General features: G+C 70.5%; 13 protein-coding genes. 9 read left to right on the top strand and 4 right to left on the bottom strand.

Annotation, left to right across the window (positions count from 1 at the left end; genetic code table 11):
* Nucleotides 1–56 precede the first annotated feature (56 nt).
* The 3 genes from ACWC1K_RS03760 (at nucleotide 57) to glgC (ending at nucleotide 3302) form a co-directional block, all read left to right on the top strand.
* Nucleotides 57–812, top strand: coding sequence for a (2Fe-2S)-binding protein (locus ACWC1K_RS03760; RefSeq protein WP_450828606.1), 756 nt, complete (start codon nucleotides 57–59; stop codon nucleotides 810–812).
* Between the two features lie 38 nt (nucleotides 813–850).
* Complete coding sequence (gene glgA / locus ACWC1K_RS03755; protein ID WP_450828713.1) at nucleotides 851–2002, top strand: glycogen synthase; 1152 nt, start codon at nucleotides 851–853, stop codon at nucleotides 2000–2002.
* Nucleotides 2003–2081: 79 nt separating this feature from the next.
* A complete protein-coding gene (gene glgC / locus ACWC1K_RS03750) occupies nucleotides 2082–3302 on the top strand; it encodes a glucose-1-phosphate adenylyltransferase (protein WP_450828604.1) in 1221 nt (406 codons plus the stop codon).
* A 12-nt stretch (nucleotides 3303–3314) separates the two neighbouring features.
* On the opposite strand, the gene ACWC1K_RS03745 is transcribed toward glgC, so the two are convergent.
* Entirely contained in the window at nucleotides 3315–3701 is a 387-nt protein-coding gene (locus ACWC1K_RS03745) for a hypothetical protein (RefSeq protein ID WP_450828602.1), read from the bottom strand.
* A gap of 163 nt (nucleotides 3702–3864) precedes the next feature.
* Here ACWC1K_RS03745 and ACWC1K_RS03740 point away from each other — a divergent pair, with 163 nt between their 5' ends.
* The 5 genes from ACWC1K_RS03740 to ACWC1K_RS03720 all read left to right on the top strand — a co-directional run bounded on the left by ACWC1K_RS03740 (nucleotide 3865) and on the right by ACWC1K_RS03720 (nucleotide 12238).
* Nucleotides 3865–6480 carry a PA14 domain-containing protein gene (locus ACWC1K_RS03740; RefSeq protein WP_450828600.1) on the top strand — a complete coding sequence of 872 codons (2616 nt, stop codon included), beginning with the start codon at nucleotides 3865–3867 and terminating at the stop codon, nucleotides 6478–6480.
* A 19-nt stretch (nucleotides 6481–6499) separates the two neighbouring features.
* Nucleotides 6500–8830: a GH92 family glycosyl hydrolase gene (locus tag ACWC1K_RS03735; protein WP_450828598.1), complete on the top strand. Its 2331-nt coding sequence runs from the start codon at nucleotides 6500–6502 to the stop codon at nucleotides 8828–8830.
* Nucleotides 8831–8974: 144 nt separating this feature from the next.
* Nucleotides 8975–10309 (top strand): wax ester/triacylglycerol synthase family O-acyltransferase, encoded by a 1335-nt coding sequence (locus ACWC1K_RS03730; RefSeq protein ID WP_450828596.1) that lies wholly within the window; start codon nucleotides 8975–8977, stop codon nucleotides 10307–10309.
* 103 nt (nucleotides 10310–10412) lie between these two features.
* Nucleotides 10413–11930: an SDR family NAD(P)-dependent oxidoreductase gene (locus ACWC1K_RS03725; RefSeq protein ID WP_450828594.1), complete on the top strand. Its 1518-nt coding sequence runs from the start codon at nucleotides 10413–10415 to the stop codon at nucleotides 11928–11930.
* Nucleotides 11931–12004: 74 nt separating this feature from the next.
* Nucleotides 12005–12238, top strand: a complete 234-nt coding sequence (locus tag ACWC1K_RS03720) for a hypothetical protein (protein ID WP_450828592.1) — start codon at nucleotides 12005–12007, stop codon at nucleotides 12236–12238.
* Between the two features lie 17 nt (nucleotides 12239–12255).
* Here the strand turns inward: ACWC1K_RS03720 and ACWC1K_RS03715 are convergent, their stop codons facing one another.
* The 3 genes from ACWC1K_RS03715 to ACWC1K_RS03705 form a co-directional block, all read right to left on the bottom strand.
* Nucleotides 12256–13092: an SDR family oxidoreductase gene (locus ACWC1K_RS03715; RefSeq protein WP_450828590.1), complete on the bottom strand. Its 837-nt coding sequence runs from the start codon at nucleotides 13090–13092 to the stop codon at nucleotides 12256–12258.
* A gap of 25 nt (nucleotides 13093–13117) precedes the next feature.
* Entirely contained in the window at nucleotides 13118–13567 is a 450-nt protein-coding gene (locus ACWC1K_RS03710) for a hypothetical protein (RefSeq protein WP_450828588.1), read from the bottom strand.
* Nucleotides 13568–13693: 126 nt separating this feature from the next.
* A complete protein-coding gene (locus tag ACWC1K_RS03705) occupies nucleotides 13694–14809 on the bottom strand; it encodes an ABC transporter ATP-binding protein (protein WP_450828586.1) in 1116 nt (371 codons plus the stop codon).
* A 376-nt stretch (nucleotides 14810–15185) separates the two neighbouring features.
* Between ACWC1K_RS03705 and ACWC1K_RS03700 the strand changes: the two genes are divergently transcribed.
* Nucleotides 15186–15359: a hypothetical protein gene (locus ACWC1K_RS03700; protein WP_180292383.1), complete on the top strand. Its 174-nt coding sequence runs from the start codon at nucleotides 15186–15188 to the stop codon at nucleotides 15357–15359.

Genomic DNA, 15359 nt, shown 5'->3' with positions numbered 1-15359 from the left:
CTCCCCAGGGTGGGCGACACGGGGTGGACACCCCCCAGTGGGAACCCCTAGGGACCTTGGTACTACTGCTCTTCGTGGACCTCGATCAGGATCTCGCCGCCCTCGGACCGCTCGGCGGCTTTTTCGTACTACGGACGGGCGGAGCGCCACACACGCCACTGCCGACGCTCGCCCACGTGTACGAGAACCGGTCTTCCGCTGTATACGGAAATGCTATTACTTTCCGGGTCGAAAAGGTCGCCCATGTCCTCCGTGCCCCCGAGTTGCGGATCGCGGCCTCGGTGGCCCAGCAGGGGCTGGCGGCCCGGCTGTGGTCGGTGACGCTCGGCTGTGCGGCGCTGTACGGCCGCGTGCCCGACCTGGATCCCGGGCAGCTGCACTGGGACCCCGACGCCTCCGCCCCCGACGACCTGTGGCTGACACGGGTCCGCCCGCTGCCCGCGGAGCCCGCGACCCTCGCGGACGTCGTCCTGCACGGCCATCTCGCCCCGCTGGCGGCGGCCCTGCGGGCGCACCACCGGATCGCCCCCGGCCTGCTGTGGGGCAACGCGGCCTCAGCGCTGGCGGGAGCCGCCCGGCAACTGGACCACTGGGCGCGCCTGCACGGCCGGAGCGAGGCCGCCGCCCGCACCCGCACCCTTGCCGCGGAACTCCTCGCCCACCCCCTGCTGTCGGACACCGGCACCCTCACCGGCACCGCCTTCCGGCGGCGCAGCTGCTGTCTCTACTACCGGGTGCCCGGCGGGGGCGTGTGTGGTGACTGTTGCTTCACACGACCGCCGCGCTCTTCCGCGCGCGGCGCATCTGGGTGACCATGAGGGAACCGGTCGCCGAGAGCTGGGGGTTGCGGGTGCGAGTCGGACTGCTGACCCGGGAGTACCCACCGGATGTGTACGGCGGCGCCGGCGTCCACGTCGAGTTCCTCGCCCGGGAGTTGAGCTCCCTGGTCGACCTCGAGGTGCACTGCTGGGGCGAGGGCCGCGGAGTGGGCGTGGTGCGCCACCGCTCCTGGGCCGCCCTGGACACCGCCAACGACGCGCTGCGCACCTTCTCCGTGGACCTCGCGATGGCCGCCGGACTCGAAGGCCGCGAGCTGGTGCACTCCCACACCTGGTACGCCAACCTCGGCGGCCATCTCGCCAAGATGCTGTACGGCATACCGCATGTGATGACCGCGCACTCGCTGGAGCCGCTGCGCCCCTGGAAGGCCGAGCAACTCGGTGGCGGGTACGCCCTCTCCAGCTGGGCCGAGCGCACCGCGATCGAGAGCGCCGACGCCGTGATCGCCGTCTCCGGGGCCATGCGCGACGACATCCTCACCTGCTATCCGACGCTGGACGCGGCCAGGGTCCAGGTCGTGCACAACGGCATCGACACCACGCTGTACCGGCCCGACCACGGCACCGACGTGCTCGACCGCATCGGCCTGGACACCGGCCGCCCGTACCTCCTGTTCGTCGGCCGCATCACCCGCCAGAAGGGCGTGCCGCATCTGCTGCGCGCGGTGCGGGACATCGACCCGGGCGTGCAGGTCGTGCTGTGTGCCGGGGCGCCCGACACTCCGGAGATCGACCGGGAGTTCCGCGACCTCTACCAGGAGCTCAGCCGTGTCCGCGAGCATGTGCGCTGGATCCCGCAGATGCTGCCGCGCCCCGAGGTGATCCAACTTCTCACCCATGCCGCCGCGTTCGTCTGCCCTTCGGTGTACGAACCCCTCGGCATCGTCAACCTGGAGGCGATGGCCTGCGGGACACCCGTCGTGGCCTCCCGGGTCGGCGGCATCCCCGAGGTGGTGGACGACGGCAGGACGGGCTTGCTCGTCGACGTGGACGAGGACTTCGAGGCGGGCCTCGCGCGGGCGCTGGACCAGGTGATCGGCGACCCCGAGGCCGCCAGGCGGATGGGCGAGGCCGGCCGGGAGCGCGCGGTGGGGGAGTTCGGCTGGGACGCCGTCGCCCGCCGTACGGTCCGTCTTTACGAGGAGATCCTCAAACAGGAATAGAACGGCCGGGTTCCTCGAACAGGCTTACTGGGTGCTGCTCAGGGGCAGGCATGGATCAACCACGGTGAGGGGAGCGGCCATGCGTCGTGGCGGACCTTCGGTGCTCGGGATCGTACTGGCGGGCGGAGAAGGCAAACGCCTCATGCCCCTGACGGCGGACCGCGCGAAACCAGCGGTCACCTTCGGCGGCACCTACCGCCTCGTCGACTTCGTCCTGTCCAACCTCGTCAACGGCGACATCCTGCGCATCTGCGTGCTGACGCAGTACAAGTCGCACTCGTTGGACCGGCACATCACCACCACCTGGCGGATGTCGAGCCTGCTCGGCAACTATGTCACCCCGGTCCCCGCCCAGCAGCGGCTCGGACCGCGCTGGTACCTGGGCAGCGCGGACGCGCTGCTGCAGTCGCTGAACCTGGTGCACGACGAAGGGCCCGAGTACGTCGTGGTCTTCGGCGCCGACCACGTCTACCGCATGGACCCACGGCAGATGCTGGCCCAGCACATCGAGGGAGGTGCAGGCGTCACCGTCGCGGGCATCCGGGTGCCGCGCGCCGAGTCCTCGCAGTTCGGTGTGATCACCCCGGGCTCGGACGGCCTGACGGTCGAGCGTTTCCTGGAGAAGCCCGTCGACCCGCCCGGCCTCGCGGACGACCCGGAGATGATCTTCGCCTCCATGGGCAACTACATCTTCACCACCAAGGCGCTGATCGAGGCGCTGCAGCGGGACGCCGAGGACGAGAACTCCGTGCACGACATGGGCGGCTCGATCCTGCCCCAGCTCACCGACCGCGGCGAGGCCCAGCTGTACGACTTCAGCGCCAACCACGTGCCCGGCGAGACCAACCGCGACCGGGGCTACTGGCGCGACGTCGGCACCCTGGACGCGTACTACGACGCCCACATGGACCTGATCGCCGAGCGGCCCGCCTTCAACCTGTACAACCGGCAGTGGCCCATCTACACCCACTCCAACCAGCTCTCCCCGGCCCGTTTCAACGCGGGCGGCATGGCCAGCGAGTCCATCATCAGCGCGGGCTGCCTCATCCGGGGCCAGGTCACCCGCTCCATCCTGTCGCCCGGCGTCCTGGTCGACCCGGGGGCGGTGGTCCAGGGCTCGATCCTGCACGACAACGTCCACATCGGCCGGGGTGCGGTCGTGCGTGGGGCGGTGCTGGACAAGAACGTCGAGGTACCGCCGGGCGCGACGATCGGCGTCAACCCGGAGCGGGACGCGGAGCTGTACACCGTCTCCAAGGGCGGAGTGATCGCGCTGGGGAAGGGACAGCTGGTCACGTAGGTGCCGGGCGGGTCAGCCGGAGGCCTCCTGCATCGCCCGGAGGTTCTTCATGATGGCCTCGCTGGTGGGTCGCACCTCCCGGGTCGGGCTGAACTGCAGGGCCTCGGTGCCGGGCGCGGTCTGCACGGGGACGTGACCGGGCGGCGTGTAGTAGGCGTCGCCCTCCTCGTAGACCTCGTCGTGGTCCGCGTAGTGGAAGGTCAGCCGGCCTTTGAACACATAACCCCAGTGGGGGCACTGGCACCGGTCGTCGGGCAGTCCCTTGAGCAGTGGTGTGTGATCGATGTTCTCGCGGAAGGTGACGAAATCCACCGTGTAGTCGTCCAGCTCCTCGGACCGGTCGAGAACGATCCCGAAGTCGCCGCCCTGGCTGGCCGTCTGTCTGGATACCTTCGACATCTCCCTCACCCCTTTCTGCCGAGTGACACCCCCCATTCTTCGCCGGTGCGGGCGAGGGGGCGACTTGTCGCTCCGCCCTCGGCTTGTCATGTCCCTGGACGCGATACGGAATCCGTGTTGTCATGCCAACTGCTGTCCATGACAACGTTGTTATGGGGGTTCCGTGCACATCAGACGCCTCAGAGACCGACTCGCCCTCCTGCTCGCAGCGACTCTCGGCGCGGCCGGACTGGCCACCGCCGCCCCCACCGCGACCGCCGCCGGCGACGACCCCGCGGAGATCCACGGACTGAAGGGCGAGTACTACACCCAGTCCGCCCCCGGCGCCTTCGACTTCGACCGGCTCAAGGCCACCGCCTTCGAACCGATCCTGGACTTCGGCAACCTCGAACCGCGCCTCGCCTTCACCACCGGCCAGTCGGACGACGTCAGCGTCCGCTGGACCGGAAAGATCGTCCCGGAGAGAACCGGTCCCCACACCTTCTCGATCACCGGCGACAACGGCTTCCGGCTGTGGATCGACGGAAAGCTCGTCATCGACCACTGGGTGGACGACTGGGACCGCGAACAGACCGGTGAACCCGTCGAGTTGACCGCCGGCAACGCCTACGACATCAAGGTCGAGTACTTCGAGCACTACGGCGGCTCCGACCTCCACCTGCGCTGGACCGAGCCCGGCGGCAGCAAGGAGGCCGTCCCGCAGTCGGCGTTCCGCCTCCCCGACGGATGGGCCTACGACGGCGCCACCGCCGCCACGGTCACCGGCACAGGCCGCACCCTCAGGCTGGAGTTTCCCCAGCGCCTCGCCGCACCCCCGGCCGGCCTGACCGGCCACCTCGAAGCGGTGATCGGCGGCGCCAAGTGGCCCCTGGAAGCCGCCCGGCTCGACCCCGCCGACCCGAGGGCGCTGCTCCTCGCCCTGAAGGAACCCGTCGTCGGCAACAAGACCGGCACCGCACGCGGCACAGCCGACGTCCGTTACGACGGACACGGCGACCTCGCCACCGCTGACGGCAACGTTGTCAAGGAGTTCTGGAGCAGCGGCCCCAACCACTCCACGTACGAGCTGCGCACGCAGTGGGCCGACCAGGTGGGCCCGGACAACGCCCTGCCCGAATACCCGCGCCCGCAGCTGACCCGCCCCGCCTGGCGCAGCCTCAACGGCCGCTGGCAGTTCGCCGCCGCCGCAGCCGGGGAGAAGCCGCCCGTCGGCAGGACACTCGCCGAGCGCATCCTCGTCCCGTACCCCGTGGAGTCCCGGCTCTCCGGCCTCGAACGGCACGAGGACCGCATGTGGTACCGCCGTACCTTCACGGTCCCCGCCGGCTGGAAGATCGGCTCCGGCAAACGGCTGCGGCTCAACTTCGGCGCCGTCGACTGGCGGGCCGAGGCGTATGTCAACGGCACCAAGGTGGCCCAACACCAGGGCGGATACGACAAGTTCAGCGCCGACATCACCGACGCGCTGAAGCCCGGCCGCACCCAGGAACTGATCGTCGGCGTCTACGACCCCACCGACGCGGCCACCGGCGAGAACCCGCCGCTGGGCAAGCAGCGCCTGGACCCCAGCGGCATCTGGTACACGCCCACCTCGGGCATCTGGCAGACGGTGTGGATGGAGCCGGTGGCGAGCGACCACGTCGACTCCCTGAAGCTGACCCCCGACGTGGCCAAGGGCCAACTCGCCGTCGAAGCACGGGGAGTTCGTGACGGCGTACCGATCACGGCGACCGCGTACGACGGACACCGCAAGGTCGCCACGGCCCGCGGCAGAACGGGCGGCCCGCTGACCCTGAGCATCCACGACCCGCACCTGTGGTCGCCCGACGACCCGTTCCTCTACGACCTGAAGGTCACCGTCGGCGCCGACCGCGTCGGCAGCTACTTCGGGATGCGCTCCGTCGCCGTCGAGAAGGTGAACGGGATCCCGCGCACCCTCCTCAACGGCGAACCGATCTTCATGATGGCCACCCTCGACCAGGGCTTCTGGCCCGACGGCCTGTACACGGCCCCCACCGACGAGGCCCTCGCGTACGACCTGAAGGTCCACAAGCGGCTCGGCTTCAACGCCGTGCGTCAGCACATCAAGGTCGAGCCCGACCGCTGGTTCTACTGGGCCGACCGGCTGGGCCTCCTGGTGTGGCAGGACATGCCCGCGATGACCGCCGGGGTGAACCCGTCTGCCGAGGCCCGCGCCGAGTACGAGCGCGAGATGAAGCAGATGATCGACGAGCACATCAGCAGCCCGTCGCTCGTCATGTGGGTCACCTTCAACGAGGGCTGGGGCCAGTACGACGAGGCTCGCATCGCCGACCAGGCGAAGGCCTGGGACCCGACCCGGCTGGTCAACTCCATGTCCGGGCTCAATCTCGGGGCCGACGGCGGCACCGGCGACGTCATGGACGAGCACGGCTACCCCAGCCCCGCCCTGCCACCCCACCCCGACGGCCGGCGCGCCCTGGTCAGCGGCGAGTACGGCGGCCTCGGCCTCGCGGTGCCGGGACACGCCTGGTCCGTGCAGCAGTCGTACGTCGACGTCGACCCGGCGGCCTACACCGACGACTACCTGGCCAAACTCGCCGAGGTGCACGCCCTGGCCTGCAAGGGGGGCAACGGCGCGGTCTACACCCAGATCTCCGACGTCGAGGGCGAGCTCAACGGTCTGCTGACGTACGACCGCGAGGTGCTCAAGCCGGACGTCCAGCGTGTGCGCACGGCCCAGCAGGCCCTGATCCGCGACGCTTCCCGGGCGGCTCCCGCAGGCTGCCCGATCCCCTGAACCCCGGAGGACCTCCGACATGAGATGGACCCGGCGCCTGCGCCTGTGCACGGCAGGTGCGCTGGCAGCCTCCGCGCTGTTCGCCGCACCCGCCACCGCGCAGGCCACCGAGCCGAACCACCGTCAACTCACCGATCTGGTCAACCCGTTCATCGGCACCGAGAACGAGGGCAACACCTATCCCGGCGCCACCGTGCCCTTCGGCATGGTGCAGCTCTCGCCGGACACCGGCCACAACACCGGCTACGACTACTCCCAGAACCACATCCGCGGCTTCTCCCTGGTCCATCTGTCGGGCGTCGGCTGCGGGCTCGGCGGGGATCTGCCCGTGCTGCCGACCACGGGTGACGTCACGCAGACGGACTACGCCAAGTACGCCGCCGGGTTCAGCCACGAGGACGAGGCAGCGAGTCCCGGCTCCTACCGGGTCGGGCTGAAGTCCGGCATCGAGGCCGAGCTGTCCGCCACCGCGCGCACCGGCGTGCAGCGCTACACCTTCCCGGCCACCGACAAGGCCAACGTCCTGCTCAACGCGGCCCAGTCGCTGCACACCACGGTCTCCACCAAGGTCGAGATCCTCGACGGCCGTACCGTGCGCACCGCCATCACGGGCCGCGGCTTCTGCCAGGACACCAAGCCGTACACCGTCTACACGATCACCCGCTTCGACCGGCCCTTCACCGCGTACGGCACCTGGGACGGCTCGACCGTGACCTCGGGCTCGAAGAGCGGGCGCGACGGCGCGTACGTCCGCTTCGACACCACCAAGGACCGTACGGTCGAGGCGACCACCGCCCTGTCCTACGTCGACGCGCACGGCGCCGCGGTCAACCTGCGGGCGGAGGGCGGTCGTTCCTTCGACGCCGTACGCCATGCGGCGCAGCGGGCATGGGAGGACCGCCTCGACGACGTACGGGTGGAGGGCGGCGCGGACAGCCTGCGCCGCACCTTCTACTCGGCGCTGTACCGGTCCTTCCTGGCCCCGAACATCGGCAGCGACGCCGACGGCCGCTACACCGGCTGGGACCAGAGGATCCACCGCACCGACGGCTTCACCTACTACCAGAACTGGTCCCTGTGGGACACCTACCGCACCCAGTCCCAGCTGCTGTCCCTGCTCGCGCCCCGCGAGGCCCGCGACATGGCGATCTCGGTGATCAGGATCTCCGAGGAGAGCGGCTGGCTGCCCAAGTGGGGCTACGGCACCGTCGAGACGAACATCATGACCGGCGACCCGGTCACCCCGTTCCTCACCAACGCCTACCAGCAGGGCCTGCTCAAGGGGGCCGGAGGGTATGCAGAGCGGGCGTACCGGGCGCTGAAGCGGAACGCCGACGGGGTACCGCCCGCCGACTCGCCCGCGGTGGGCCGGGAGGCGAACAGGGAGTACATCGCCCAGGGCTTCGCGCCGTACCTCAAGGGCCGCCCGCATGTGAAGCCGGGTGACTCGGACTACGACCACGGTGCCTCGGCGACCCTGGAGTACGCCCTGTCGGACGCGATGCTCGCCCAGATGGCCCGCGACCTCGGGCATGCGGCGAACGCCGAACGGTATGCCGCCCGCGCGCAGAGCTACCGGCACCTCTTCGACCCGTCGACCGGCTTCTTCCGCGCCCGCGACGCCTCCGGCGTCTTCACCGGCCCGTCCGACCCGGCGCAGAGCGAGGGCTTCCACGAGGGCACGTCCTGGCAGTACCAGTGGCTGGTGCCGCAGGACCTGCCGGGCATGGTCTCCCTGATCGGCGGCGAGCAGGCCGCGAACGACCGGCTCGACTCCTTCTTCGCCTACGACCGGCTGCTGGCCGACCCGGCGAAGACGGCCCGCGAGGTATGGGTCAACGGCCCGTACGACTACTACAACGCCGACAAGTACAACCCGCAGAACGAGCCCGACCTCATCGCCCCCTACACCTACCTCTCGACCGGCCGGCCGTGGAAGACGACCGACGTCGTACACGCGGCGCTGACCCTGTTCACCGACGGCCCGACCGGTATGACCGGCAACGACGACCTCGGCACGATGTCCGCCTGGAACGTCCTGTCGTCGATCGGGATCTTCCCGGTGCAGCCCGGCTACGACACCTGGGGGCTGTCCACGCCCGTGTTCGACCGGGTCGACCTGACGCTGGACCGCCGTTACTTCCCGCGCGGCGCCCTGACGATCACCGCACCCGGCACGTCCGCCGCCGAGCGGTACATCCAGTCGGCCCGCACGGACGGGGTGGCCTACGACCGCACATACCTGACGACCGGTTCCCTGCGCTCCTTGCGCTCGCTCGCCTTCACGGTCGGCTCGCGCCCGTCTGAGTGGGGAACATCGGGGGAGGCGGCGCCACCTTCGCTGAAGTGACCTCAGGTGTCTCTTGAGTCCCGCATCTCACCGAGGGGTGGGACTTAATCTGCTGTTAACTGTGCGTAGCTTGATCGTACTTGACCGTAATCGCCAAGGGGAGGTTGACTGCTGGCTCACCCTTCGTCGACGCGAGGCAAGCCATTGACTTCTGACCTGCTCGCTCCTCTCGACCTGGCGTTCTGGAACATCGAGTCCGCCGAACACCCCATGCACCTCGGCGCGCTGGGGATCTTCTCGGCGCACTCGCCCACCGCGGGCGCCCACGCCGCCGACCTGCTCGCCGCGCGGGCCGCGGCCGTACCCGGACTGCGGATGCGCATCCGGGACATATGGCAGCCGTCCCCGCTGCGGCCGCTGTCCTTCGGCAGCGCCACCCGTGAGCCCGACCCCGACTTCGATCCCCTCCACCATGTGCGGCTGCACGCCCCGACCGCGGACTTCCACGCCGAGGCCGGCCGGCTCATGGAGCGCTCGCTGGAGCGCGGCCGGCCGCCGTGGGAGGCGCATGTGCTGCCGGGGGAGGACGGGGTGTCCTTCGCGGTGCTGTTCAAGTTCCACCACGCCCTGGCCGACGGTCTGCGCGCGCTGACCCTGGCCGCCGCCATCCTGGACCCGATGGACATGCCGGAGCGCAAGCCCCGTCCCGAGGAGCCCAGGCCCGGCCTGCTGCCCGACGTGCGCAAGCTGCCCGGGCTGGTCCGGGGTGCCCTGTCCGACGTGGGGCGCGCCCTGGACATCGGCGCCTCGCTGGCCGTGTCCAGCCTCGGGGTGCGCTCCTCGACGGCGTTCACCGCCGAGGCCACCGGCACCCGCCGTACCGCCGGCGTGGTCCTCGACCTCGACGACGTGCAGCGCATCCGCAAGGCCCAGGGCGGCACCGTCAACGACGTCCTGATCGCCCTCGTGGCGGGCGCCCTGCGCCGCTGGCTCGACGAGCGGGGCGACGGCAGCGAGGGCGTGCGGCCGCGCGCCCTGATCCCCGTCTCCAAGCGCCGCCCGCGCACCGCCAGCCCCCAGGGCAACCGGCTCTCCGGCTACGTGATACGGCTCCCCGTCGACGACCCCGACCCGCTCGGCCGCCTGGACACGGTCCGCTCCGCCATGGACCGCAACAAGGATGCCGGCCCCAACCGGGGCGCGGGCGCCGTCGCCCTGCTCGCGGACCATGTGCCCGCGCTCGGCCACCGGCTCGGCGGACCGCTGGTCAGCCAGGCCGCCCGGCTCTGGTTCGACATCCTGGTCACCAGCGTGCCGCTGCCCAGCCTCGGCCTGAAGCTCGGCGGCAACCCCGTCACGCAGGTCTTCCCGTTCGCCCCGCTGGCCCGCGGCCAGTCCCTGGCGGTGGCCGTCTCGACCTACCGCGGACACGTCCACTACGGCCTCGTCGCCGACGCCCGGGCCGTACCCGACCTGGACCGGCTGGCCGTCGCCCTCAGCGAGGAGGTCGAGACGCTGATCACCGCCTGCGGTTCCTAGCCTCCCGGATTTTGGAGGACGGGCCCGGCGCTCCGTACAATTCCCCGTTCGAAAGCGGACGCGGTCGGAGCGCCGCGCGGGTGATCAGGGAAACGGCAGCGCGATGACGGTGACAGACGAAGGCTCGGCGATCACGGACGAGGTCGTGTACGAGCCCGGTGACGAGGTCGTGTACGGCCCCGGCATCGACCCGGAGCGGCTCGCCGTCTGCCTCAGCGTGCTGGAGGAGCTCGACAAGCTGGAGGTCGACCACCCCGACGCGATCGCCGTGCGCCGGGCCACCGCCGGCGTCTACCGCACGGTCAAGCAGCGCCGCCGCCAGGAGCGCAGGGCCGCCAAGACCGCCCATGACAAGGCGGTCACGGAGGCCACGGCGACCGGCTCCGCCCAGCGCATCGACGACGAGACCGAGGGCCTGCTGCCGTCGTCCGCGACCGATGAGGGCAAGATCGCGGGGATACTCCAGCGCCCCCGCTCCTGCTACACCTGCAAGACCCGGTATGTGGAAGTCGACTACTTCTACCACCAGCTCTGTCCCGACTGCGCCCGCCTCAACCGCGGCAAGCGCGACGCCCGCGCCGATCTCACCGGCAAGCGCGCCCTGCTCACCGGCGGTCGCGCCAAGATCGGCATGTACATCGCGCTCAGGCTGCTGCGCGACGGCGCGCACACCACCATCACCACGCGCTTCCCCAAGGACGCCATCCGCCGCTTCAAGGCCATGGACGACTCCGCGGACTGGATGCACCGCCTGGAGGTCGTCGGCATCGACCTGCGCGACCCGGCGCAGGCCGTGGCCCTCGCCGACCAGGTCGCCGAGGCGGGCCCGCTCGACATCCTCGTCAACAACGCGACGCAGACCGTGCGCCGCCTGCCCTCCGCCTACGCCGCCCTGGTCGACGGCGAGAGCGCCCCGCTGCCCGCCGGGGAACTGCCCGCCCACCACGTCATCGGCGCCTTCAACTCCGGCGCGGTCGACGGCCTGGCCGCGCTGCCCCTCGGCACCAGCGGCCTCGACGCCCAGCAGGTCGCCGACCTCGCCCTGGTCGCGGGCAACGCAAGCGTCGCCCGGCACCTCGACGGCACCGCCATCGACGCCGGCGGCCTGGTCCCGGACGTCGTCGACACCAACACCTGGGTGCAGACCATCGAGCAGATCTCCCCGGTCGAGCTCCTCGAGACCCAGCTGTGCAACTACACGGCGCCGTTCATCCTGATCAGCAAGCTGCGCCCGGTCATGGCGGACGCCGCGAGGAAGGCGGCCAGCAAGCGCGCGTACGTCGTGAACGTCTCCGCGATGGAGGGCGTCTTCGGCCGCGGCTACAAGGGCGCGGGCCACCCCAACACCAACGCCGCCAAGGCCGCCATGAACATGGTCACCCGGACCAGCGGCCAGGAGATGTTCCAGACCGACGGCATCCTGATGACCTCGGTCGACACCGGCTGGATCACCGACGAGCGCCCCCACTACGACAAGCTGCGCCTGGCCGAGGAGGGCTTCCACGCCCCGCTCGACCTGGTCGACGGGGCCGCGCGGGTCTACGATCCGATTGTGCGCGGCGAGCAGGGCGAGGACCTGTACGGCGTCTTCCTGAAGGACTACGCGCCCGGCAAGTGGTGAACCACCGCCTGACGTGTGGCCCGGCGCCGGCAGGGAACCCGGACCCTGGTGATTACCGCGCCAGGGAGTGACCAATGAGCAGTCCACACGGCATTGATCCGCGAGCGCAGAACGACCCGCGCAACCGCTATCCGACCGACGAACAGTTCTATGGCAGCGACCGCCCCGACCATGCCGAACTGCCGGAGGACCGGCCGCGCGGCGGCGGGGGCACGAGTTCGGTGAAGCACCGCGGCACGTGGGCCACGGTCGCGCTCGTCGCCGGCATCATCCTGCTGATCCTCGTGGGGATCGCACTGTTCCCGTGAGGGAGCCACAGCCACCGTCACGAGCGAGGTGGTGCGTATGAGCGAAGACGGTCGTGGACGGCGTACTCCCGCGCGGAGTGCGCCGTCCTGACGCGTGTGCCCCCGTCCACCAGCAGATCCGCGCCGGTGATCCACTGCGCGGCGTCCGAGACCAGCCACACCACGGCCCGCGCGACGTCCTCCGGCTCACCGATGCGCCCCAGCGGCAGCCCGGCGGCCAGCTCCTTCTCACCCGGCTCCCACACGAACCGCGCCATCTCGGTGCGCACAAGGCCGGGGGAGACCGAGTTCACCCGTACCTTCGGAGCCAGTTCCCCGGCGAGCTGCTGCGTCAGATGCAGCAGGGCCGCCTTGCTGGTGCCGTACGCGCCGACGTTGGGTCCGACATGTCCGGCACCCTCCGTGCAGACGTTGACCACCGAGCCGCCGTGCTCGCGCATCCACGCCCGCCACGCCCACTGCACCAGCCTGAGCGGAGCCTCGACGTTCACGGCGAACGCCTCCCGCCAGGCCTCGGGATCGGCGTCCATGAGCGGTCCGTACGGCTGGTTCGTCGCCGCGTTGTTGACCACGACGTCGATCCGGCCGAAGGCGCGCAGGGCCCGCTCCGTGACCTCCCGCAGATGATCCGGATCCGCGACGCTGCCGCTCACCCCGATGCCGCCCAGCTCCCCGGCCGTGGCGCGCACCTCGTCCGCGTCCCGCGCGGTCACGCACACCAGCGCCCCCGCCGCGGCCAGCTGCCCGGCGACGGCCCGTCCGATCCCACGGGTTGCCCCGGTGACGACGGCGGCCCTGCCCTCGAGCCCGTATCCGTCGAATGCGTGCCCCTTGCGTGCGTACGACGACGTCATCGCCGTACCGTCTCATGACGAACCGTCAGTCAACAGCCCCGAGACGGGAGTTGCGGGCGGCGACCAGCTCCAGCACCGTGCGCCAGTCCTCCAGTACCCCCGCGTCGAAGCCGGCGCTGCGGCCCTCCTCGTCCGCCTGGCGCAGGCGCAGCAGATCCTCGTCGGCGGGCAGCTCACCGCGATGGTGCTCGCGCACCAGCCGGGCGACCCGCTCCCCGAGCAGGCCTCGCACGGCCTTGGCCGCGCAGTCCGGGTGGGCGCTCTTGTCGCCCGGCCGCAGCAGCGGGCCGATGGCGTGGACCAGGCCCGCGACCTGGAGCTCCTTGTCGGCGGGGCGGCGGCGCCGCAGCAGTGCGGCGGTCTGCAGCGCGTGCTGGTGCAGATCGACCCGGCGACTTCGCAGGCCCGGGGCGTCCCACGAGCCCCGGCAGGCGTACAGCAGATCCATCAGCTCCTCGACACTGCGCAGCTCCATGCGCCAGTCCTTCCGCCGGACAAGCCGTTGCCGTCCCGTCAGCAGATCATGGCCGCCTTGCGATTCGGCCAACGGGACTTGAACTGCGTGGCCGGTTCGCCGCGCTCCGTGACCTCAGGCCACCGGTCAGGCACCCGTGTCCCCGGGAAGCCGCTGTCCCGTCAGCGCCGAGAAGCAGTGCACGCCCTCCGCGCGGATCGCCACCCGCAGCGTGGCCCCGGCGCCGTACGTGGGGCGTCCCGGGAGCCGGACGACGAGGCGGGCGAGCCCCTCGCCCGACCACGCCGTCGTATGGAGGTAGGCGACGGCACCGGTGTCCTCGACCCTCTCGACCACGAGGTCCAGTCCCGGGGTGTCCCGGTCCTCGGGGGAGAGGAACTCGAACTGCTCGGGCCGGACGCCGAGCACGATCTCTTCGGTGCCCCCGGCCGCGGCCGCGCGTACGGTGCCCCGGGGCAGTGGCACGTCGAGAGCGCCGAACCGGGCCCCGGCCGAGGACAGCGGAAGCCGGAAGAGGTTCATCGCGGGCGAGCCGACGAAGCCGGCCACGAATGTGTTGGCCGGGTGCGCGTAGACCTCCTTCGGCGTGCCCACCTGCTGCAGCGCACCGTCCTTGAGCACGGCGAGGCGATCACCCATGGCCATCGCCTCGGCCTGGTCGTGGGTGACGTACACCGTGGTGACGCCGAGACGGTGCTGCAGCCGGACGATCTGCATCCGGGTCTGCGCCCGCAGCCGGGCGTCGAGGTTGGACAAGGGCTCGTCCATCAGATAGACCCGCGGATCCCGCACGAGCAGCCGCCCCGTCGCAACCCGCTGCCGCTCGCCGCCCGCCAGCGACCTGGGCCGACGGCCCAGGAACTGCTCCAGATCGAGGACGAAAGAGGCGTACTCGACGCGCTGCCGGGCACGTGCCCGGGACATGCGGGCGATCCTCAGGGCGAAGCCGATGTTGTCGGCAGCCGACAAATGCGGGTAGAGGGCGTAGTCCTGGAACACCATCGCGATGTCGCGGTCCCCGGGTGGAAGATGGGTCACGTCCCGGACGCCGATGAGGATCGAACCCGAGTCGACGTCCTCAAGTCCGGCGAGCATGCGCAGACAGGTCGACTTTCCACAACCGGAAGGACCGAGCAGGACCATGAACTCACCGTCCCCGATCTCGAGGTCGAGCGAGTCCACGGCCGGCCGGTCCATCGACGGGAAGCACCGCGTGGCCCGGTCGAAGGTGACAGACGCCATGACATCCCCTCCCGGACAGGCCCCTAGCACCCAGCATGGAACGGGTGTTGCCCCTTCGGCAGGCCTGTCCACCGAACGAGTGACAGGAGAGGGGTTGGAAACAGGACGACTTATGACAGTAACCCCAAGTTTTCAGCCCCATAGAGCGGACGCCCGCTCATTTGGTTAATCTGGAGTAGACGGACAGTACCAACGGGTCCAACCCACACCCACGTCCGTCCCGGGGCAAGCCGGCAGACAACGGCCTGTTCTCACACGAGTTGCCGGCGCCACCGCGTCCGAACTGCTTTCGACTCACACCCGAGCGGGGGTCAGGCGCCGGAGTGCAAACTGACCGGCACACCCCGAGGGTGACCCGACACATAAGGAGTGCGCGGTGACACCGGAGAAGACGAATCGCGAACAGCGCCCCAAGGAACGCACGGAGCGCCCCGGCCGACGGTCGGACGAACTCGGCAGCCTGGAAGTCTGGGCCCACGCGGCCCCCATCCGCCTGGCAGGCTACGAGGACGACCTCGCCGAGCCCCACATCCTGCCCAGCGTGGACTGA

Source organism: Streptomyces sp. NPDC001492, assembly GCF_053597275.1.
The sequence above is the reverse complement of the archived record's forward strand: the minus strand, read 5'-3'. Positions and strand labels throughout refer to the sequence as shown.

Coding starts and splice junctions, on each gene's coding strand:
- glgC (WP_450828604.1), top strand. CDS start 2,082: ATGCGTCGTGGCGGACCTTCGGTGCTCGGGATCGTACTGGCGGGCGGA.
- ACWC1K_RS03745 (WP_450828602.1), bottom strand. CDS start 3,701: ATGTCGAAGGTATCCAGACAGACGGCCAGCCAGGGCGGCGACTTCGGG.
- ACWC1K_RS03735 (WP_450828598.1), top strand. CDS start 6,500: ATGAGATGGACCCGGCGCCTGCGCCTGTGCACGGCAGGTGCGCTGGCA.
- ACWC1K_RS03725 (WP_450828594.1), top strand. CDS start 10,413: ATGACGGTGACAGACGAAGGCTCGGCGATCACGGACGAGGTCGTGTAC.
- ACWC1K_RS03720 (WP_450828592.1), top strand. CDS start 12,005: ATGAGCAGTCCACACGGCATTGATCCGCGAGCGCAGAACGACCCGCGC.
- ACWC1K_RS03715 (WP_450828590.1), bottom strand. CDS start 13,092: ATGACGTCGTCGTACGCACGCAAGGGGCACGCATTCGACGGATACGGG.
- ACWC1K_RS03710 (WP_450828588.1), bottom strand. CDS start 13,567: ATGGAGCTGCGCAGTGTCGAGGAGCTGATGGATCTGCTGTACGCCTGC.
- ACWC1K_RS03705 (WP_450828586.1), bottom strand. CDS start 14,809: ATGGCGTCTGTCACCTTCGACCGGGCCACGCGGTGCTTCCCGTCGATG.